Annotated in this window: 16 protein-coding genes and 1 tRNA gene; 14 read left to right on the top strand and 3 right to left on the bottom strand. The window is 29.9% G+C overall.

The window, feature by feature from the left end; all coding sequences use genetic code 11:
* On the bottom strand, nt 1–2,436 hold a 2,436-nt coding region (gene secA / locus KKE07_01935), incomplete at its 3' end, for a preprotein translocase subunit SecA (GenBank protein ID MBU4269618.1).
* A gap of 91 nt (nt 2,437–2,527) precedes the next feature.
* Nucleotides 2,528–3,730, bottom strand: a complete 1,203-nt coding sequence (locus tag KKE07_01930) for a hypothetical protein (protein ID MBU4269617.1) — start codon at nt 3,728–3,730, stop codon at nt 2,528–2,530.
* 155 nt (nt 3,731–3,885) lie between these two features.
* On the opposite strand from KKE07_01930, the gene atpD reads away from it, so the two are divergent.
* The 11 genes from atpD (at nt 3,886) to KKE07_01875 (ending at nt 16,283) form a co-directional block, all read left to right on the top strand.
* The gene (atpD, locus tag KKE07_01925) at nt 3,886–5,301 is read left to right on the top strand and encodes a F0F1 ATP synthase subunit beta (protein ID MBU4269616.1); all 1,416 of its coding nucleotides are present in this window, start codon (nt 3,886–3,888) and stop codon (nt 5,299–5,301) included.
* Between the two features lie 3 nt (nt 5,302–5,304).
* Nucleotides 5,305–5,568: a hypothetical protein gene (locus KKE07_01920; protein ID MBU4269615.1), complete on the top strand. Its 264-nt coding sequence runs from the start codon at nt 5,305–5,307 to the stop codon at nt 5,566–5,568.
* Between the two features lie 215 nt (nt 5,569–5,783).
* Nucleotides 5,784–7,136: an MFS transporter gene (locus KKE07_01915; GenBank protein ID MBU4269614.1), complete on the top strand. Its 1,353-nt coding sequence runs from the start codon at nt 5,784–5,786 to the stop codon at nt 7,134–7,136.
* Nucleotides 7,137–7,271: 135 nt separating this feature from the next.
* Nucleotides 7,272–8,618 (top strand): hypothetical protein, encoded by a 1,347-nt coding sequence (locus KKE07_01910; protein ID MBU4269613.1) that lies wholly within the window; start codon nt 7,272–7,274, stop codon nt 8,616–8,618.
* A gap of 85 nt (nt 8,619–8,703) precedes the next feature.
* Nucleotides 8,704–8,780: transfer RNA gene (locus tag KKE07_01905), tRNA-Met, on the top strand.
* Between the two features lie 9 nt (nt 8,781–8,789).
* The gene (locus KKE07_01900) at nt 8,790–9,563 is read left to right on the top strand and encodes a prolipoprotein diacylglyceryl transferase (protein ID MBU4269612.1); all 774 of its coding nucleotides are present in this window, start codon (nt 8,790–8,792) and stop codon (nt 9,561–9,563) included.
* A 7-nt stretch (nt 9,564–9,570) separates the two neighbouring features.
* Nucleotides 9,571–11,361: a DNA primase gene (dnaG, locus tag KKE07_01895; protein ID MBU4269611.1), complete on the top strand. Its 1,791-nt coding sequence runs from the start codon at nt 9,571–9,573 to the stop codon at nt 11,359–11,361.
* Complete coding sequence (gene rpoD / locus KKE07_01890; protein ID MBU4269610.1) at nt 11,358–13,625, top strand: RNA polymerase sigma factor RpoD; 2,268 nt, start codon at nt 11,358–11,360, stop codon at nt 13,623–13,625. Before dnaG ends, rpoD begins: the two co-directional genes overlap by 4 nt.
* Nucleotides 13,626–13,642: 17 nt before the next feature.
* On the top strand, nt 13,643–14,758 hold the full coding sequence (locus tag KKE07_01885; protein MBU4269609.1) for a glycosyltransferase: 1,116 nt from the start codon (nt 13,643–13,645) through the stop codon (nt 14,756–14,758).
* 84 nt (nt 14,759–14,842) lie between these two features.
* A complete protein-coding gene (gene truA, locus KKE07_01880) occupies nt 14,843–15,613 on the top strand; it encodes a tRNA pseudouridine(38-40) synthase TruA (GenBank protein MBU4269608.1) in 771 nt (256 codons plus the stop codon).
* Complete coding sequence (locus KKE07_01875; GenBank protein MBU4269607.1) at nt 15,594–16,283, top strand: phosphatidate cytidylyltransferase; 690 nt, start codon at nt 15,594–15,596, stop codon at nt 16,281–16,283. The genes truA and KKE07_01875 overlap by 20 nt, the downstream gene beginning before the upstream one ends.
* On the opposite strand, the gene hisS is transcribed toward KKE07_01875, so the two are convergent.
* Nucleotides 16,278–17,516: a histidine--tRNA ligase gene (gene hisS / locus KKE07_01870; protein ID MBU4269606.1), complete on the bottom strand. Its 1,239-nt coding sequence runs from the start codon at nt 17,514–17,516 to the stop codon at nt 16,278–16,280. The genes KKE07_01875 and hisS overlap by 6 nt on opposite strands.
* 230 nt (nt 17,517–17,746) lie before the next feature.
* Here hisS and galE point away from each other — a divergent pair, with 230 nt between their 5' ends.
* The 3 genes from galE (at nt 17,747) to KKE07_01855 (ending at nt 21,634) form a co-directional block, all read left to right on the top strand.
* Nucleotides 17,747–18,727, top strand: a complete 981-nt coding sequence (gene galE, locus KKE07_01865) for a UDP-glucose 4-epimerase GalE (GenBank protein ID MBU4269605.1) — start codon at nt 17,747–17,749, stop codon at nt 18,725–18,727.
* A gap of 51 nt (nt 18,728–18,778) precedes the next feature.
* Entirely contained in the window at nt 18,779–20,131 is a 1,353-nt protein-coding gene (locus KKE07_01860; protein ID MBU4269604.1) for a potassium transporter KtrB, read from the top strand.
* A gap of 93 nt (nt 20,132–20,224) precedes the next feature.
* Nucleotides 20,225–21,634: a pentapeptide repeat-containing protein gene (locus KKE07_01855; GenBank protein MBU4269603.1), complete on the top strand. Its 1,410-nt coding sequence runs from the start codon at nt 20,225–20,227 to the stop codon at nt 21,632–21,634.
* Nucleotides 21,635–21,701 lie beyond the last annotated feature (67 nt).

Genomic DNA, 21,701 nt, shown 5'->3' with positions numbered 1-21,701 from the left:
TTCAATTGATCCGCCAACTTGCGCATTGGCAAGTTCTTTTTCGCGTTCTTTTTCAATTTCATGAACTCGTGCAGCATCAAAATTTTCAGGACGCATCCTGAATATCATTCTTATAATATCCCACTTGATTTGGTACATCATATCTTGAAATAAATCGAAAGCTTCTTTTTTGTATTCTATTAATGGATTTTTTTGACCATAACCACGTAAACCAATACCTTCTTTTAAGTAATCAATATTTTGTAAATGTTTTTTCCATGCTTGATCTATGGTTTCGAGTAAAACCCATTTTTCAGCTTCTTTTAGCATTTCTGGATCAAGCAATTTTCTGTATTGTTCATATTGATAAATTAAAAAGTTGTATAAATTTGTTTCAAAAGTTGCAGAATCGGTTGGATTTAAATTTGCGTTTTCAAAAATTTCTTTATCCAAATGTGTTACATTTTTTATTGATTCATATATTGTATTTTGTGTAATTAAATCACACTTTGCTCTTGGACAATGAATTGCAAATAAATTCGAAATTATATCGCCAAGCATTTGTTTGATAAGCAATTGAGTTTGTTCTGCACCTTCTAAAATTTCTCTTCTATATTGGTATACAACTGTTCTTTGTTGATTTAAAACGTCATCATATTCCAATAGATGTTTTCTGATTTCGTAATTATGTTTTTCTACTTTTTCTTGAGCGTTTTCAATGCTTCTGGAAACCATTTTATGCTCAATACTTTCTCCGGGCAGCATTCCGAGGCGTTCCATTGTATTTTTTAATTTTTCACCGCCAAAAATTCTGACAAGATCATCCTCTAATGATAAATAAAATTTTGATGATCCCGGGTCTCCCTGACGTCCGGATCTACCTCGAAGCTGATTATCAATTCTTCTGCTTTCGTGACGTTCCGTTCCAACTATTCTTAAGCCACCAATTTCTCTTACTTGTTGACCTATTTTTATATCGGTTCCTCGACCGGCCATATTTGTGGCTATTGTTATTTTTCCTGGTTCGCCGGCTTCTTTTACGATGTCAGCTTCTCTTTCATGCTGTTTTGCATTTAATACGTTGTGCGGAATATTTTGTTTTGTTAATAAATAACTTAAATATTCGGATGTTTCTACAGCTATAGTTCCAACAAGTACCGGTTGTTTTTGATTGTAACTATTTTTTATATCATCTATTACGGCTTTAAATTTATCTTCTTTTGACAGAAATATTATATCGGATTGATCATTTCTAATCATTGGTTTGTGAGTTGGTATAACTGTTATTGGCAGTTTATATATATTATAAAATTCTGTTGCCTCTGTTTCTGCAGTTCCTGTCATACCGGATAATTTTTTATACATTCTAAAATAATTTTGTAGTGTAATTGTTGCAAGCGTTTGATTTTCTCTTTCTATTTTTACACCTTCTTTAGCTTCAAGTGCTTGGTGTAGTCCATCACTATAACGTCGACCGGCTAAAATTCTTCCAGTGAATTCATCAACTATTAAAACTTCATTTTCTCTTACAACGTAATCAACATCTCGTTTAAATAGAACATTTGCTTTTAGAGCTTGTTGTGCATGGTGTAAAACTAAAATATTTTCCGGAGCATAAAGATTGTCTACTGATAAGCTTTTTTCAAGTTTATCTATGCCTGTTTCGGTTAAATTTACAGTTCGTTCTTTTTCATCAACTTCATAATCTTCTATTTTTTTCAAATATTGCACAGCTTTATTTGCTTTAATATAAAGATCACTGCCTTTTTCGCTTGGGCCTGAAATTATTAATGGAGTTCTAGCTTCATCTATAAGTATGGAGTCCACTTCGTCGACTATTGCAAAATTTAAATCTCTTTGAACGTAATCTGAGAGATTAAATTTCATGTTATCTCTTAGGTAGTCAAAACCAAATTCATTATTTGTTCCATAAGTAATATCTGCTCCATATGCCCTTTTTCTTTCAGAATCATCTATTTGATTTTGAATAATACCAACTTCCATGCCCAAAGTATTGTAGATTTCTCCCATCCATTCGGCATCTCGTTTTGCCAAATAATCGTTAACCGTTACAAGATGTGCGCCCTTACCTGCAAGAGCATTAAGATATAATGGGAGTGTAGCCGTTAAAGTTTTTCCTTCACCGGTTCTCATTTCTGCAACACGACCTTTATGCAAAGTTATTCCACCTATAAGCTGAACATCATAATGTCGTTCTCCCAATTTTCTTTTTGCTGTTTCTCGGACAAGTGCAAAGCTTTCGGGCAGAAGGTTATCAAGGCTTTCACCGTTTTGAAGTCTCTGTCTAAAATCATATGTCTTTTGCATTAATTCCGGTTCAGTTAGATTTATAAATTGATCTTCAAGCAAATTTATTTGATGAATTAATGGTCTTAAAGATTTTAATTCTCTTTCGTTATTTGTTCCAAATACTTTTGCCAATAATTTCGTTATCATTTAAGGTCCTTTAATTTTTATTTTAAATTAATTTAATAAAGTTTATCACAATTGTGAGTTTAATAAAAAACAGTAATAAAATTAACTTTAATTAAACTTTATTAAGATTATTTGCGGGTATGTTTATCGTATAATGTTTTTTATCTAAATGCTTTTTCTGAAAATCTTTTATTGATACATCAAAGCTATTAGGTTTTTTTGTTTTTCTGATATTTACTTTAATGTTATTACAATCTTTAAAATTATTTTCTATCTGATTTGTAATTGATGGTTCAAAAATCAATACCGGATATGGTGATATGCATAGTCTATCTCTGTACATTAAGTTCGCACGAGTTTTTGTTATCCATAATTCACTGTGTCTTGGTTTTAGTTTGTCACATTTAACTTCAACTTGAACCAATTTATTTGGTAATGGTTTTTCTTTTGTGTAAAATTTGCGATTGGATTTATGTTTTTTAGTTGATATAAAATCTGCAACTTGGACATCATCGCCTTTTGAATAAAAACTGTATATTTTTTCAAAGACATTTGAACCTATGCAATCGGATGTTTCTTTTTGAACGGGGGTTCCAAAAAGTACCAATTTTTTAATTTTTAAATTTTTATTTTGTTTTTTTTCTATATTCGCAAGGTTTAATGCAACATTACCCCCGTGTGAATGAGCATATATTTGTATTTCCGGAACTATTTTTTTTGTTTTTAATTTTTCAATTTCTTTTATTAATTCTTTATAAAATTGTTCAGCGCTTTCCAGTCTTCTTTGAGCATCCAGTCGGCCACACCAGCCAAATGTATAATAGGAGTATTTTTTATAATCTTTTTTTAGAGCTTTATAATTATTTGAAAATATATTGGTTATTTCATGGCTTATATTTTCATGTATATTTAAATTTTTAGTTTTTTCTAAATTAATTTTAATTAATCCAAGGTCATCTATGGGTTGATATTGATAAAATCCCTGAAAACGTAAATTGTTTATATATTTGTGCCAAAATGTCTCATGTTTTAAAGGTGATTTTTTGTCACCACGCATAGTTTTAATGGCGTTTGATACTGATGGATATGGAATTATTGTTCCATGAACAAATATGGTAATAAGTTCAGTCTTTTGTTTTTGTTTTTCAGATTTATTTAGTGGAACGTAATTATCGTTAACCAATTTAAAAACGGTTTTATCTTTTTCTATAGATATGGGTTTTGGACTTTTTGTTTTTTGTTGTTTGGTTAATGCTTGTTTTTCAGTAACTATGGAAACTGTTAATAATAAAATTATTACTTTTAAATTTTTCATAAAATATTCCTCAATTATTCTTCTTTTTTAAAAAAGTATACTAAATTATACAAAATTTTTATTGTTTTTTCATATGCTTTACAAAAATTTTCTATTGGAATAATTTCTATAAATACATTGCAAAATATGTTTTATAAGAGCAAAGGCTTTAAAATATGAATAACCAAGGTACTGTTTTACGCATTAGTGGAACTGTAATAGATGTGCAATTTAAACAAGATAGTGTTCCGGACATTTACAATAAACTTATTATTCTAAATAAAGATGATAATAAAAACTTTTTAACAAAAGAGATAAGTCTTGAGGTTGCACAGCATCTTGGTGATGGCGTTGTGCGATGCATAGCGCTAGAACCTTTAGATGGAGTAATGCGTGGTACAATTGTTTTAGATACACAGTCTCCAATAAAAGTTCCGGTTGGAAAAGCTGTTCTTGGAAGAATATTTAATGTTTTGGGTAATCCAATTGACGGAGGTAACGATCTGGAAAATGTTGAGCTTTGGTCGATTTATCGTCAAGCTCCAAGTCTTATAGAACAAAAGATTACCGATGAAATTTTGGAAACCGGAATAAAAGTTTTGGATTTACTTTGTCCTTATGTAAAGGGATCCAAGATAGGGCTATTTGGTGGTGCCGGTGTTGGTAAAACTATTTTAGTCCAAGAATTAATTAGAAACGTTGCAATTGAGCATGGCGGATACTCAGTGTTTGTTGGAATTGGTGAGAGAACAAGAGAGGGTAATGAACTTTGGCTTGAGATGAAAGCTTCCGGAGTTATAGATAAAACGGCCCTTGTTTTTGGTCAAATGGGTGAAATGCCCGGCGCTCGATTAAGGGTTGGTCTGACCGGATTGACTATGGCGGAATATTTTAGAGATAAAGAGAAAAAAGATACATTATTATTTATTGATAATATATTTAGATATGTTCAAGCCGGTTCTGAAGTATCGGCACTTCTTGGCAGAATGCCTTCTGCCGTCGGTTATCAACCTACACTTGCATCTGAGATGGGAATGCTTCAAGAGCGCATTACGAGTACTCAAAATGGATCAATTACATCAATTCAAGCTGTCTATGTGCCGGCAGATGATTATACCGATCCTGCTCCTGCTACAACATTTCAACATTTGGATTCAAGTACGGTTCTTTCGCGAAAAATTTCACAAGCCGGTTTATATCCTGCAGTTGATCCGTTGGAATCCGTTTCTAATGGCTTAAAGCCGTCAATTGTTGGAAATCTTCATTATGACGTGGCAAGAGCTGTTCAGAAAATTTTACAAAAATATAAAGAGTTGCAAGATATAATTGCAATTCTTGGAATGGATGAACTTTCGGATGCCGATAAATTGGTAGTTTATAGAGCAAAAAAGATTCAAAAATTTTTAACTCAACCATTATTTGTAGCGCAGCAATTTTTTAATATTCCGGGTAGATTTGTATCCAGAGAAAAAACGGTTCAAGATTTTGAAAAATTAGTTTCAGGTCAATGTGATAATATTCCTGAAGCTGCATTTTATATGGTTGGAACACTTGAAGATGTTGCAGAAAAAAATAAAGTAGAAATAAAATAATTTATGGAAAATAAAAAATATTTTGAGCTAAAAATAGTTGCACCAAATAATCAAATTATATCAAATGTTGAATTCATAGATTTTCAAACACCTGCAGGTGGATATTTTATAGGTCCAGATCATATTGATTTTATTTCAATTTTAAAAGAGCGATCTAAATTTTTTTATAAAAAAAATGGATCATTACAAACAGAAACTATGGATATTTATGGCGGTTTTTTAAAAATCCATAATGGAAATGCTTTATTAATTGTTGATTATTTGTAAAAAATATTTTTTTTTAATTTGCTTGATATTTAGTTTTTGATAAAATTATATTTGTCTTTGCTGGTTTGACTTGAATAATAATGCTTCCCTTATAATTTAAAATTTACAGGGGGGCTTTTTTATTTTAAGCCACGGGGGATTTTTTAGCTTGTTGCTAAAATGTTTTAGACAAAAGATTTATAGTAAATTTATTATTTTTTTTATGGGAGGAGCATATGTTAGCTCGAATCATTCGTTTTTTTTGGCCGGATTTATCTGTAGATGAAACCAAAAAATATGGTATTTTGTCTGTAGCTTTTTTCTTCATAATTGGAACATATTGGTTATTGCGACCATTAAAAGACGGTTTCTTTTTTAGCGTTGTTGGTGGAAAATATCAGCCTGCAGCAAAAATGATATCAGTTTTTATAGTAGGCTTTCTTGTTATTGTTTATTCAAAATTGGTAGATATGGTAGAAAAGCATAAACTTTTCTATATATTGGGTTCAATCTATACAGTTCTTTTTGCAAGCGTTGCATTTGTTATTGGGTTGCCTAGAACCGGTGAAAGTGCAATAAATCCTGAAATATTAAGATTTTTCGGTTGGGCTTCTTATTTTATTATTGAAAGTTTTGGTTCAATAGTTGTTGCATTATTTTGGTCTTTTGTTGCAAGTATATCTGATGCAAAAGCAGCAAAAAAAGGTTACTCATTGATAATTGTTGGCGCTCAAATTGGTGCCATAGTTGGACCATTTGTAGCTACAAATGCAGAGTCTGTAGGAATGCGTTTATTATTCTCAATTGGAACATTGGCAATTGTAGCTATGATGTTTACAATTAGATATTTTATAAAAGTTATGCCAAAAGAGCAGCTTGAAGTTAATAAACAAGAAGTAAAATCTGAAGAAAAAGCAAAAACAGGTTTTATGGAAGGATTAAAATTATTATTAACACGACCTTATTTGGTTGGAATTCTTGCTGTTGCAACAATTTATGAAATAGTCGGAACAATTGTTGACTATCAAATGAAGGTTCAAGCAAAAGCATTGCCTCAATATGCATCCGAAGAATCATTTACAGCCTTTATGGGTGTTTTTGGAATGTCTGCAAACAGCTTAGCTTTTGTAATGGCATTACTTGGAACCGGTTATTTAATGAGAAAAATGGGCCTTCGTTTTTGCTTATTAACATTCCCAATAGTACTTGGCAGTGCAATGGCTATATTATATGGCGTTTATGCTTTTGGTAATGTTAATGCTTCAACAATGTTGTGGTTAACTTTTGCAGTTATGATGATTGCAAAAGGTTTAAGTTATGCATTAAATAATCCATCAAAAGAAATGATGTATATTCCAACAAGTAAAGATGCAAAATTTAAATCAAAAGGTTGGATAGATATGTTTGGTGGAAGAGTGTCCAAAGCATTGGGTGCATCTTTTACAAATTTCTTGAAAGCTTCACCTCATGCATTAATGGCTTATGGTACAATTTTATCATTAGGTTTTATTGGTGTTTGGATTGTTGCTGCATTTTTTGTAAGTAATAAATTTGAACAACTTACAAAAGATGGAAAAATTGTTGAATAATTAATTTATATATTTTTTAAAAAAAGGCTGACAGAAATGTCAGCTTTTTTTTATTTTAAATTTTAATTTTATCGGTTATGATATACTTTCTTTTTGATTAAAAGGATAACCATTTAACAAGAAAGTGTAGAATGTATGTTTACGCGATTTTTTAGGTTTTTTGGTAAGGATTTGAGTAGTAAGGAAGTTCAAAAATTTAGTTTACTTTCATTGGCTTTCTTTTTTACCATAGGTAGTTATTGGTTGTTAAAAACATTAAAAGATGGTTTTTTCTTTAATGTTGTTGGCGGTATCTATCAGCCTAGAGCCAAGATGTTATCGTTGATTGTGATTTCAATTTTTGTTCTTATTTATAGTAAGCTTGTTGATATTTTTCACAGGCACCAACTTTTTTATATAATAGGTTCTTTTTTTGCAATATATTTTGGTTTCGTTTCTATTTTAATTATATTTCCATTTGGAGATATCGGATCTTTTTATTTTAAATTTATTCAAATTATTGGATGGATTACCTATGTAATGGTTGAAAGTTACGGCTCAATAATGGTTGCACTTTTTTGGTCTTTTGTTGCAAGTACAACCGATACTCAGTCAGCAAAGAGAGGCTATTTTTTAATTATAGCCGGTGCGCAATTGGGAGCAATTACAGGGCCATTTCTTGCTTGGAATGCGACAACTTTTGGGCTACCACTTTTATTTGCATTTGCAACGGGTTGTATTATTTCGGTAATTTTAGTTATAAAAAAGTTTATGCTAGTTATGCCAAAAGATGAATTAATTGGTGGGCAACAAGATTTGCGTCCGGAGAAAAAAACAGGCTTTTTTGAAGGATTAAAGCTAACATTAACTCGGCCATATTTATTTGGAGTTTTACTTTTAGTTATATTTTTTGAAATTGTTTCAACAATTGTTGACTATCAAATGATGATTCAGGCATCCGGTTTACCTGAGTATGCCAGCAAAGAGGCATTAACTTCTTTTGTTGGTATGTTTGGAATGGCTACAAATGGTCTTGCTTTGGTTATGGCTTTGTTTGGCACAGGTTATTTAATTAAAAAAATGGGATTACGCTTTTGTTTATTGGCATTTCCGGTTTCTATAGGAATAGCAATATCGATATTATATTTTTTTATACGATTAAATGTTTTGGCCCCAAAAAATTTACTTTGGGTAACTTTTTTGGTTGTAATTATTGCCAAGGGATTGAGCTATGCTCTTAATAATCCAGCAAAAGAAGTTATGTATATTCCGACAAGTCGTGATGCAAAATTTAAAGCAAAAGGCTGGATTGATATGTTTGGAGCTCGTGGAGCAAAGGCATTGGGTTCAGGTTTTAATGAATTTTTAAATCAGACGCCTGAAGTTTTACTTTACTTTGGCTCAATCGTATCATTGGGAATTATTGGCATTTGGATAGTTGTTGCATATTTTATGGGAAATAGGTTTAATCGCTTAATTAAGAGTGGAAAAATTATAAAATAATTTTAAATAAATTATTTTTTCATTAATTGACAAAGTGATTTATGCCCCTATAATTAAGGCATAATTAATTGAAAAAATGTTTTATCGCGGGGTAGAGCAGCCTGGTAGCTCGTTGGGCTCATAACCCAAAGGTCGCTGGTTCAAATCCAGCCCCCGCAACCAAGAGAAATTATGTATCCAAAATTATTACATATTTTCGGACCTATGTGGATCCACAGTTACGGTGTTATGATAGCTGTGGGTTTTTTATTTTTTAGCTATTTTTTATATAAAAATCCAAAACGTATTAAATTGATTTCTAACGAAAATTTTTTAAATCTTTTATTTATAGGGCTTTCTGCCGGAATTGTTGGCGGTAGGTTTATTTTTGTTCTATATGAATTGGATCTTTTTAAAGATAATTATTTGCAAATATTTTATCCATGGGTTGGTGGTTTTGGGATCATGGGTTCTGTTTTAGGTATATTGCTAATTGTGCCAATTTATTTAAAAATTAAAAAAGTTAAAATTTTACCTCTTTTTGATTTGGTCGCTATTTATGCCGGATTACTTGAAGGATTTGGACGCATAGGGTGCTTTTTGGCCGGATGTTGTTATGGTGCTGATGCCGGTTTACATAAATTTTGTTCAGTAACATTCACAAATCCTGATGGCCTTGCACCTCTTAATATGGCTCTTTATCCAACGCAACTTTTTTCCAGTTTTTTTTCTTTTCTAGTTTTTTTAATTATTTATTTTCGAGCAAAATATTTTTCGCATAAAAATGGAGAGTTAATATTTAGTTTTTTATTTCTATCGAGTCTATCTAGATTTTGTATAGATTTTTTTAGAGGCGATAGAGATTTTATTTCCGGATTTGATTTGATTTCTTATTATCAAATAGTTGCTCTTGTTATTTTAATATTATCATTTATAGCGTTGATTTACATTCGTAAAAAAAAGTAATTTTACTATGCCCATATTTAATTTTTTAAAAAACAGTCTTTCGATTGTGGATGTCATTGCTGAATATGTGCCGTTAAAACAGGCCGGAAATTATTGGAAGGCTCCATGCCCATTTCATCATGAAAAAGAGGCATCATTTACCGTAAGTCCGGACAAGCAAATTTTTTATTGTTTTGGCTGTCATGCCAAAGGTGATTTGATTTCATTTATATCTAAAAAAGAAAATTTGTCTCAGTTTGAAGCGGCAAAATATATTATTGATAGATATAAAATAGAATTGCCGCAGGAAATAAAAGATAATTTTTTAAATAATTTTGGTCAAAATTTGGAATCCAAAAATAACTATTTTAATGCATGTAATATATTTTCAGAATGGATAAAAGATCAATTATTGCAATCTCCGGATGCCTTAAATTATTTACATCAAAGGGATATTGATGATGATTTAATAAATTATTTTGGTATAGGATATTTTCCGGGTGGTGCTAGAAATATAAATAGCCTTTTGAGATTTGCCGGAAAAAATAAACTTATGGCAAAAGATTTTATTGATGCAGGAATTCTTGTATCGGGTAAATCGGTTTTATATTCCCCATTTGAAGAACGAATAATATTTCCAATTAACGATATTCTCTCAAGATGTTGTGGCTTTGGCGGGCGTATTTTTAGATCTACGGATGAAAGAGCTAAATATTATAATAGCAAAGAATCAAGTTGGTTTTTAAAAGGTAAATTGTTATTTGGTTTGGATAGAGCCAAAAATTATATAACAGAAAAAAAGTATTTGTTTTTAGTTGAAGGTTATACGGATTGCGTTGCTATGACAAAGTATGGCTACAAAAATGTTGTGGCAACTTTGGGTACTGCTTGCACCGTTGATCATTTAAGGCTTTTATCAAGATATGCTCATACTGTTTATGTGCTTTATGATGGTGATAGCGCAGGGCAAAATGCAATATTGCGGTTAACGGAACTTTGTTGGAATGTAGATCTTGAATTAAAAGTTATTAAGTTGCCAAGTTCTGAAGATCCGGCATCATTTTTGGAAAAAAATCATAATTTGGATTTATTAATAGATTCTGCTTTATCAATTTTTGAATTTTTTATAGATAAAAATGGCCAAAATTTTTCAGAATCTGTTTTATCCGATCAAATGATTACAGGACGTAAAATTTTAAATTTGATTGCAAAAATAGATGACTCATTGAAACGAGAAATTTTAATACATAGAGCTGCAAAAATTATGGGGTTATCCATTTCTTCCATTACCGGCATTGTTTTTGAAAATATAGCTAAAAATATAGATGATTCAAATTTACCCGCGTTGGAAGAAAACGTTAACATTGAAAATAACAAAATAGATGGATCAACCTCTTTGGAGGAACATATATTTTCTGTTATAATAAACAACATAGACAAAACCGATAAGTTTTTTGTCCCTGAAGATTTAATAGAATATTTTTCTGATCATATTCAGATTTTATTAAAAAAATTACAAAATATTATATTAAATAATAATTCTTCGGCTGATCTATTTAACTTGTTTTTGGAAAGTCTTGATAACTTGGATAGGGATTGGGTGGTTGGTTGTAGCTTAAAGTTTGATCAAAGTAAATCAAAAGAGATTTTTGATGAGCTATTGTTGCTTTTTTCCAAGAAAAATTGGAGGCAGATTATGCAGGATATTAAATTAAAAATGCATAATGCTCAAAAAGATGGTGATGAAAAAAGAGCAAAAGATTTGTTTATGCTGTTTAGCCGACTTAAAGATGGTATACAGGCCAGGGGTTTGATATGAAAAAAAATAAAAATAAATTAGATAAGAAAAATTCAAAAAAAATTGTTAAAAAAGCTGTTACAAAAAAAATAGTTACAAAAAAACATGTAGCTAAAAAATTGGAGTCTAAAAACAAAAAAGTTTTATTAAAAAGGGGGCATAGTTTGAAAAACAGTAAAGTGACGGTAAAAAAAAGTGTAATAAAAAAAGAAGAAAAACCTAAAATTTTGGGAAAATTTGTAAAAAAAATAAAACAGAGCGTTGGCAAAATGCTTAAGCCTGAAAAGAAGATTGAGCCAAAAGTTGTAAAAAAAGAAATTAAACTTGAAAAAAAGCCTGAGATAAAAAAAGAATTAAATAAAGAAGTTAAGCCAAAGATAGAAATAGTAAAACCGGAATTACAAAAAATAAAAAAAGATAAAAAAGTTGAATCTAAAAAAGTTGTAAAAATTGAGAAAAAAGAAAAATCATATGCATTAAGTGAAATAAACAATAAGATTCAAGTGCTAATTGAAAAAGGTAAGAGAATTGGTGTTTTGAGTATCGAAGAAGTTGTTGCTTTTGCTAGAAAATATAAATTAAAAGAAGAAGACGTTTCTGAATTATTTCATATTTTTGAAAAAGAAAATATTGATTTGCTTTCAAAAGAAGAACTTGCTGCACAAGCTGAAGATCTTGGTAATTTTTCAAAAGAAGAGCAGTCGTCATTTAAAGATAAATCAGTTGATATAAAAAGTTCTCTAGAGCAAGTTTCAATATCTTCAGAACCATATGCTGAAAAAGAGGTTGAAAGCTTAAAAGTTTTTTCAGAAGCATCTCAATTGAATGATCCTGTTAAATTATATTTAAAAGAAATTGGAAAAATTCCACTTTTGAATAAAGCAACTGAAAAAGTTATTGCCGATACAATTGCGGATAGTAAAATAAAATCTATCGATACAATAGCCAGATTTCCGTTTGTTGTAAAAGATCTTTTGGCATTGGAAGAAAGATTACAAAAAGATCCTGCAATATTAAAAGACCTTATTCAATTTTCAGATTTTGGTGAAGATAATTCTCCAAAGTTTGAAGAAGAAAAAATTAAATTTTTAAAAAGTCTTGGCGAATTAAAATCACTTGTTTTACAGGAAGAGTCTATTTATAGATCTTATCGTGGTAAACTTGACAATGAAACCAATAAACAAGAGATGCTTTTAAAAGTTGAAAAAAATAAGCAGTCAAGAATTGATACTATAAAAACTATAAAAGTTGCCAATAAGCTTATTTATAAATTTGGCAAAAAAATAGAAAAAATTGTATCAAAAATTAGAGAACGTGAAGACGAGATAAAAGTTGTTGAAGAAAAATTAGTATTTTATAAAAATATTAAAAAGCCTACAGAGCAAGATTTAAAGTTAATTGAAGAGATGGAAAATCAGGTGCGTATGGCAACAAAGCTTATTAAAAAAGCTGAAGGCGAAGCCGGAATTCCATTGGATAAAATTAATACATATTATACTCAATTTGTTATTGCACAAAGAAAAGATAAAGAAGCAAAAGATGATTTGGCAAGAGCGAACTTGCGTCTTGTTGTTAATATTGCAAAAAAATATATTAACCGGGGATTACACTTTTTGGATTTGATTCAAGAAGGTAATATTGGATTGTTAAAAGCTGTTGAAAAGTTTGAATTTGAAAGAGGATTTAAGTTTTCAACATATGCAACTTGGTGGATTCGTCAGGCTATTACAAGAGCCATAGCAGATCAATCAAGAACAATTAGAGTTCCTGTTCATATGGTTGAAACATTGAGCAAAATTAACAAAATTACAAGAACATATATGCAAAATCAAGGCAGAGAGCCAAGTTATGCAGAGCTTTCAAAAGAATTAAATCTTGATGAGAAAAAAATAAAAAATATAATAAAAATCTCAAAAGAGCCTATTTCTTTGGAAACTCCTGTTGGAGATAGTGATGATATTTATCTAAAAGATTTTATTGAAGATGAAAATGAATATACACCGATGGATGCAGTTGTTAATGACGATTTAAAAGAAAAAGTTCGTGAAGTTTTAAAATCTTTAACTCCAAGAGAAGAAAAAGTATTAAAAATGCGTTTTGGTATAGATGTTGCTTCCGAGCATACTCTTGAAGAGGTTGGAAAAGATTTTTCCGTTACTCGTGAACGTATTCGTCAGATAGAAGTAAAAGCGTTAAGAAAATTAAGACATCCATCCAGAAGTAAACGCTTACAAAGTTTTTTTGATAAAGAATATGATATGTCAGGTTCTGACGGTATAGAATAAACACATGTTTTGTTTGTATGAAAATATTGCATGTTATAACTAGTTTAAAAATTGGCGGGGCCGAATCGGCGCTCGCCAATTTTTTATCTGCTACAATAAATGATGGAAACATACATTATGTTGTATATTTTTATTCAGGTCCCAACAGGGAAAAAATAGAAAATTTAGGCATAAAAACTTTTCAAATAGATGGGCTTTTTAGTAAATATGATATTTTCGCATATTTAAAACTTAAAAAAATTATAAAAAAAATATCCCCGGATTTAATACATTCTTCTTTATGGTTGGCAAACTTTTATTCAAAATTTATAGCATCTTCTCTTAAAATTCCAATAATTTGCGATTTGCACAGTAATTTTTTGCATGATGGAAGAATAAGAATATTTTTAGAAAAATTAAATTTATTAAAAGCAGATAAATATGTTGCTGTTTCCAATAATGTAAAAAATGGTTTTTTAAAATGCTTTGAATCACAGGCTGAAAAGTTAAATGAAAAAATTACAGTTATCGAAAATGGTATAGATATAAATTTAATTAAATCCAAATCTCAAAATATAGATAAAAGTTTCTTGGGTTTTAATTCAAGTGATTTTGTTTTCGGTGCCGTTGGCCGCTTGGAGACTGTTAAATCTTACGATGTTCTAATTAGAGCTTTTGCTTCATTAAAAAAAGATATAAAAAATACAAAGCTATGTTTTGTTGGTTCAGGTTCACAAGAATTTTTTTTAAAAGAGCTTGTAAATTCGTTGGGGTTAAGTAAAAAAATTATATTTATGGGAAATCAGACTAATCCCTATGGCTTTTATAAAATTTTTGATTGTTTTGTTATTTCGTCTAAAAGTGAAGGGCTCTCGATTGCTTTGTTGGAAGCTATGGCTTTTGGTTTGCCAATTATTAGTACAAAATATTCAGATAGACATGATCTGCTTGAAAATAATATTAATGGATTACTTGTCGAACCCGGAAATTTATTGGCCCTAAAAGATGCTATGCAAAAAATTTATGAAGATAAAGGGCTAAGAGTTTTAATGGGTAAAAATAATATTGAGTTAATAGAAAAGCGATATTCTATTGAACATGTAGTAAATTCTTATAATAAATCATATTGCAATTTATTTTTTAGTAGTTTATAATTAATTAAATAAATATTGATAACCTCCATTTCCCCTGTCCGCGGCATTCTTGTCAGGATGGGGGTTTTTATTTGGATTAAATTTATGCCTGTTTATAAAATTACAATAGCTTATGACGGAACTGATTTTTGCGGTTGGCAGCATCAACCCGGTGATTTAACCATTCAATCGGTTTTAAAAAAAACCTTTGAGCATGCGTTTTTGGTTCCGGTAGATATTCTTGGCGCATCCAGAACCGATTCCGGAGTTCATGCCATCGGTGCAGTTGCCAGGGTAAAAACAGATTTGGTTTTAGACCCCCAGATTTTAATGGAAAGTTGGAACAGACTGTTGCCTAAATCCATTTTAATAAGAAATATAAAAGTTGCTGACAATAATTTTCATCCTTTTTATAATGTTTCACATAAAACTTATTATTATCAACTGTTTTTAAAGCGCCCGTTACCATTTATTTCAAGATTTGGTTGGTACTATAATTTTATAGATCATGTTAATATTCAAAAATTTCAGGCTGCACTTAATTTGTATATTGGTAAGCATGATTTTGCTTCTTTTTGTAAACAGGATAAGAGTGACAATAGATCTACAATTAGAACGATTGATAAAATTGTTGTTAGAAAAATTAAAAAATTAAATATTTTAAGAATAGAAATTACAGGTAAATCTTTTTTACGCTATCAAATAAGAAGAATGATAGGTTATGCATTAGATCTTGCAAGACAAGACCACTTATCGTTATCATATCTTGAAGGGTTATTAAAAAATCCCGATCATAAACAAATATTATTAAAGGCAGATGCCTGTGGCTTAATTTTAAGAAGGGTAGTGTATAAAGATGAGCTTATTAAAAAATGAAAATTTCAAAAGATTTGCAAGTGGGCTAATTTTAGGGTTTTGTTTTTTTGGTTCTTATGTTCATTCGTTACTATTATTTGTATTTATCTTATTTGCAATACTATTTATCATGTTATTTTTTGAACTTCCAACTCTTATAAATTTACCATTAAGAAGTTTCAAATTTTGGCTTGTAGCTTTTTTATATCCAATATTGCCAATTTTTACTCTTATATATTTGACCATAAAATATAGAAGTACCGATTTTATTTTTCCACTTTATCCATTTATAGTTTCTTGGGTGGCAGATACAGGAGCATATCTTTTAGGTAAAATGCTTGGAAAACATAAAATTTGTCCAACAATAAGTCCTGGTAAATCTTGGGAAGGTTTATTCGGTGGCTTTATATCGGTATTTATTTTTAATATTTTTATTTTACCCGGAATTAAAAGCTTTCCGTTTGTTTTATATTTAAATTCGTTTCTAGCTATTTTTCTGTTTTCTTTGTTAATTACGGTTGTTGCATTTCTTGGCGATATTTTTGAATCAAAGCTTAAGCGACGTGTAAATATAAAAGACTCCGGAATTTTATTACCGGGGCACGGGGGGCTTTTTGATAGATTTGATTCAGTTTTGTTTGTAGCGGTTTTTTTGTTACTTATAATCTGGGTAAATAAAATTACGCTATAAGCTTTTAATAACGTCGCCTTGTTTTACTTTAATGCTTTCGCCTGTAAGCATATTTTTAATTGTGACAGTATTCGTGTCCTGCTCATCTTGCCCAATAATTAAAACTTTTTTGGCACCAATTTTATTAGCCTTTTTCATCATGTTTTTTATATTACCCTCAAATAAAACGTCGACACAAAATTTATTTGATTGTAATTCGTCAGCAAGTAAAAGTGCTAAATTATGTTGCTCTTTTTCCATGGGTAAAATTAAATAGAGTGGCTGATTTTCCGGAATATTTAATTTATGTTTATTATTTTCGACCAGCAGTAAAAGTCGGCCAAGTCCAATTGCCGCTCCAACCGACTGAAAGTCATTTTTTGCACCAACTTCACGGCCTAAAGAATATCTGCCGCCGCCGCAAAATGCGTTTTGAGCACCCAATTCGGTTGATGCAAATTCAAACACAATTTTATTGTAATAATCAAGGCCACGAACAAGCGTTGGATCTACTACAAAATTTATAGATAATATTTGTAATTTTTCTTTTATATCGTTCCATTGCGATGAACAACTTTCACAAAGATGGTCCGTAAGCTTTGGCGCTTTTATATATGCGTTTTGACAGCTTTCATTTTTGCAATCAAATATACGTAAAATATTTGTTTCTTTTCTAACTTTGCATGTATCGCAAATCTGAGAATCTACGGAATTCAAATAATTTTTAAGGGCTTCTTTGTGTTGTTTCCTATCTTCCAGGCATCCAAGAAAATTTAATTTTAAAATATATTTTTCCAGTTTTAATGTTGTAGAAAAATATGAGTTAAGCATTTTTATAAATTGCACATCTTGAGAAATTGATTCGGTGTTAATTACTTCAAAATTTAATTGGTCAAATTGGCGCCAACGGCCCTTTTGGGGGCGTTCTCTCCTGAACATTGGGCCAAAGCTAAATACTTTATATGGCTTTTCTTCAACATTATTTTCAAAATAGGCTCTTATTGTACTGGCGGTTGCTTCGGGTCTTAAGCAGATACTGTCTTCATCATTTTCTGCAGGAAATACATACATTTCCTTTGATACCACATCGGTTTGCTCGCCAAGTGAATGTACAAATAATTTTGTATGTTCAAGTATTGGTGTTTCTATTTGTGAAAAATTATAGATTTGAGCATGTTTTTTTAGCTGATCCAAAATAAAATTTTGTAAAGTTAAATCCAATAAATCTTGTGTGCCTCTAACTTTATTTATCATAAATACCCTTTTGTTTATAAGACTGGATCCTGAATCAAGTTCAGGATGACAAAACGCTCAGTGTGTGTTATGCGTGTTATGCGCTCCGAGGGTGTCATCCCGGCCACCGAGCCGGGATCTAGTCTTTGAAAATTTTTTATTCAATATCTAGTCTTATTTTAATAATATGCTAAACATAATAACAAAATAATCACATTTTAAAAAAAATAAAAATAAACGGTGAGTTTAGTATGAAAAAAACTGTTTTGATTCTTGGCGGTGCGGGGTATATAGGTAGTCATACTGCATACTTAATGCATCAAAATGGGTATCAAGTAGTTATTATTGATAAGTTATTGCACAACCAAAAATTTGAGCACTCTTGGGCTGAATTGATAGTTGGAGATTTTTCAGACCAAAATTTGCTTGATTCTGTTTTTACAAAATATAAAATTGATGCAGTTATGCATTTTGCAGCACTTATTGAAGTTGGAATTTCTGTTTTAAAACCTGCCGAATTTTATCAAAACAATGTTGTAAACACACTTAATTTTTTAAACAGCATGTTAAAATATAACGTAAATAAAATTATATTTTCTTCTTCATGTGCCATCTATGGAAATCCGGTAAAAATTCCAATGGATGAAAATCATATATTTAATCCAATAAGTCCATACGGTAAAAATAAACTTGCAGTAGAATTTATACTGCGTGATTATGCAAATGCATATAATTTAAAATATGTTTCGCTTCGCTATTTTAATGCAGCCGGAGCTGATTATAAAAACGACTTGGGCGAAATACACAATCCTGAAACTCACATAATTCCACTAATATTGAAAGCAATTAAAAATAATAAAATATTTAAAGTTTTTGGAACGAATTATAAAACAGCTGACGGTACTTGTATAAGAGATTATATTCATGTTCAAGACTTGGCAAAAGCACATCTTCTTTCGTTAAAATATCTTGAGGCCGGAAATGATTCAGATGTTTTTAATTTAGGCTCCGGAACAGGTTTTTCCGTTCGTGAAATTATTAATACTGTTGAAAAAGTTGTTGGTGCAAAATTAAATATCGAATATGTTGATCGCAGACCGGGTGATGTTGACATTTTAATTGCAGATAATAAAAAGATTAAATCTGTTTTGGATATGGAGTTTGAGCATTCCAATATTGAAAATATAATAAAAACTGCAAATTCTTTTCATGCGAAATTTAATTTAGTATAGTCTTACAAATGAATAATTATTTTTATATAGAGACTTAATAAAAGGACCTTTATGCCGGAAATAAAAATATCCAAAATATCACCGGGCAGAATTTTGCTCGTCTCTTTATTATTTGTGATTTTTACAGGTGCAATTTTGCTTGCGCTACCAATGTCTAGAATTGTGGATATGTCATTTGTAGATGTTTTTTTTACTGCCGTAACTTCTACATGTGTAACTGGACTTTTAACAGTTCCAATGTCCTATTTTTCATTCTTTGGTCAGTGTGTAATTTTGGCATTGATTCAAATTGGTGGTCTTGGACTTATGACCTTATCCATTTTCATGGTTTCACTTGTTCTAAATTTAAGTTTTACGACAAAAATTTTTGCGGGACAAATTTTGGATTTTGAATTTTGGGGTAAAATTAAGAATTTTTTAAAAATGATAATAGGATTTACAATTATCATTGAAGCCATTGGCGCATTTTTATTATATATTTCGTTTAGTAAAATTTTACCATCGGATAAAGCTATTTTTTATGCCATATTTCATTCGGTTTCTGCATTTTGTAATACAGGAATTTCACTTTTTGAACCCGGAATGTTTTGTGTTAAACAACATTGGTTAACGCTTTCAACAATGGCAACATTGATATTATTTGGAGGTGTAGGTTTTATAGTTTGGTACGAATTTGGCAACAATATAATTATATCAATCAAAAATTGGTGGCGTGAAGAACCTAAAAAAATGGTCACATCTTTGCATACAAAAGTTGTTTTATTCATGTCTTCAATTTTAGTTTTTAGTGGAACTGTATTATTTTATTTTCTTGAAAGAACAAATAGTTTAAAAGATTTTGGTTTATTTGATCAAATAATTAATGCATTTTTTATGTCTGTTGCAACGCGTACTGCAGGGTTTGATCCTATTTGCATAGGAAGACTTGGATTACCTATAATTTTTATATTTTTAATTTTGATGTTTATCGGTGCTAGTCCATCTTCCACAGGTGGCGGTATAAAAGTTACAACGTTTACAATTTTTTTGGCAACAATTATTGCAACTGTTAGAAATAAAGACAGTGTGGAAATTTTTGGAAGAAATATTCCATCGGAGCAAATTTTTAAAACATCGGTAATATTTTCTTTATCTTTAACATTGGTTTGTTTTTCAACATTTTTAATGCTTATTACGGATCCGCAGTTTAGTGTTATACAGATTATGTTTGAAGTTGTTTCTGCATTTGCTACTGTTGGATTTTCAACAGGTATTACTCCATTTTTATCCATATCGGGTAAATTAATTTTATCTGTTTTAATGATTATTGGTCGCCTTGGTGCATTAACCTTGGTTTTAGCATTGAGAAAAACACAAGAAAAACAACTTTATAAATACCCTGATGAACGAGTACTTTTGGGATAAAATTTTTTTTTATTGATTTAGTTTTAAAATTTATCTATTAATTTTTTATGCTTTTATCTATTAGATAAATTAAAAAATTTTAAGGGGCGTTTTATGAATTTTAAATTAGTAAAAAAATTTCTAAGTTTTACTTTATTAATATCTTTTGGACAGTTTTGCTTTGCACTAGAAAAAGATGTAAAAACAGATATGGATGCGAATATTGATCAATCTAAATTAATAGAAGATCTTAAAAAAATTGACAGAAATGGCATGACGGATTATTATTCGCTCGCTATTTCTACCGGATTACGCTTGTTCAGTCAAATAGAAAAAGCAGAGGGTTTAGAAACGTTCTATTATAAAGGTACTGAACCTCATGAAATAGTTGATTTTATATCTGAAACCGGCGAAATAAATTATATTACTCCAATTATAAGTGATGATATAGATATAAAATTTATAGATTTTAGTGGTGCACAATTAAAAGATGAACTTATTTTTAGATCTCATGATCAAGCGCGAAACGTATTTGGAAATAAAATAGCGGGAGATCTTTTTGAAAAAGATGTAAGATTTAAAAAAATTACAACAACAAATAATATTTTGTTTGATGGTGTTAGATTTACAAAGCCGGTTTCTTTTGCCGGTAGCATATTTAAATCCGGAACATTTAGAAAAAAGACCATTACATTTGAAAATGTAGAATTTGAAAGCGATTTGGATTTTTCAAATGTTAATATTTACAGCGGTGTTACATTAATTTTGAAAAATGTTTATATAAAAGGTAAGTTAAAGTTTGATGGAATGATTGTTGAAAATGGCGGACGCATTATTCTTGATAGTGTAAATAGCAAACAGCGTCAAACTGCTGTTGAACTTTCACCAATTGGAATAGATCATGAAAAATATATTGAAATAAAAAATAGTAATGTAATATTTACATCTGGGGCAGTATCTTTTCAGGCTTTTGTAGATGGTTTTGAAGATTATAAAAAAGCTAAAACTAAAGAAAATATTAAAAAATTCTTGTTATCATACTTAAAAATTAATAAAGAAAAAAATAAAAAAGGTGTTTGGTTTTTAAAAGATTCTAAATATGAATTAAGTAAAGAAAAAAGAACTATCCCATTTAAAGGTGTTTTGACTCCTCAAGATTTTGCAGACACAGCTGTTTACTATTTTGATGGTGCAATAATAAATAATACAATTAGTTTTGAACCGAATGGAAAAAATAAAATTTTTAATTGGCCAATGTATTTTAGAGATATAACATTGACTACAAATATGATTTTTGAAAATATTATATTTAAAAGCACGGTTAATTTTTCCGGATGTGAATTTAAAAAGGGTGCTTTTTTTGAAAAAAAGATAATTTTTAGAAATGTTATATTTGAAGGAAATTTAGATTTATCTAATATAAAATTGGAAGACGGAACTTCTGTTGTTTTAGATAATGTTGTTTTTAAAGGTAATTTGATTACAAATAATATGAAGACATCTTCAAAAATATTTAAAATTTAAAATAAAAAGAAAGGGTTGTTATTGAAATAACTTTTTGTTTTGTATGTTAGTGTAGTGGGAGTTGGTA

It is taken from the genome of Candidatus Dependentiae bacterium (assembly GCA_018897535.1).
In the GTDB taxonomy this organism is placed as follows: domain Bacteria; phylum Babelota; class Babeliae; order Babelales; family UASB340; genus UASB340.
This window is presented reverse-complemented; position numbering and strand designations above follow the sequence as displayed.

Bases quoted from the DNA above. Each gene is read 5' to 3' on its own strand.
- KKE07_01930 (MBU4269617.1), bottom strand. From the start codon at position 3,730: ATGAAAAATTTAAAAGTAATAATTTTATTATTAACAGTTTCCATAGTT.
- atpD (MBU4269616.1), top strand. From the start codon at position 3,886: ATGAATAACCAAGGTACTGTTTTACGCATTAGTGGAACTGTAATAGAT.
- KKE07_01920 (MBU4269615.1), top strand. From the start codon at position 5,305: ATGGAAAATAAAAAATATTTTGAGCTAAAAATAGTTGCACCAAATAAT.
- KKE07_01915 (MBU4269614.1), top strand. From the start codon at position 5,784: ATGTTAGCTCGAATCATTCGTTTTTTTTGGCCGGATTTATCTGTAGAT.
- KKE07_01910 (MBU4269613.1), top strand. From the start codon at position 7,272: ATGTTTACGCGATTTTTTAGGTTTTTTGGTAAGGATTTGAGTAGTAAG.
- KKE07_01900 (MBU4269612.1), top strand. From the start codon at position 8,790: ATGTATCCAAAATTATTACATATTTTCGGACCTATGTGGATCCACAGT.
- dnaG (MBU4269611.1), top strand. From the start codon at position 9,571: ATGCCCATATTTAATTTTTTAAAAAACAGTCTTTCGATTGTGGATGTC.
- rpoD (MBU4269610.1), top strand. From the start codon at position 11,358: ATGAAAAAAAATAAAAATAAATTAGATAAGAAAAATTCAAAAAAAATT.
- KKE07_01885 (MBU4269609.1), top strand. From the start codon at position 13,643: ATGAAAATATTGCATGTTATAACTAGTTTAAAAATTGGCGGGGCCGAA.
- truA (MBU4269608.1), top strand. From the start codon at position 14,843: ATGCCTGTTTATAAAATTACAATAGCTTATGACGGAACTGATTTTTGC.
- KKE07_01875 (MBU4269607.1), top strand. From the start codon at position 15,594: ATGAGCTTATTAAAAAATGAAAATTTCAAAAGATTTGCAAGTGGGCTA.
- hisS (MBU4269606.1), bottom strand. From the start codon at position 17,516: ATGATAAATAAAGTTAGAGGCACACAAGATTTATTGGATTTAACTTTA.
- galE (MBU4269605.1), top strand. From the start codon at position 17,747: ATGAAAAAAACTGTTTTGATTCTTGGCGGTGCGGGGTATATAGGTAGT.
- KKE07_01860 (MBU4269604.1), top strand. From the start codon at position 18,779: ATGCCGGAAATAAAAATATCCAAAATATCACCGGGCAGAATTTTGCTC.
- KKE07_01855 (MBU4269603.1), top strand. From the start codon at position 20,225: ATGAATTTTAAATTAGTAAAAAAATTTCTAAGTTTTACTTTATTAATA.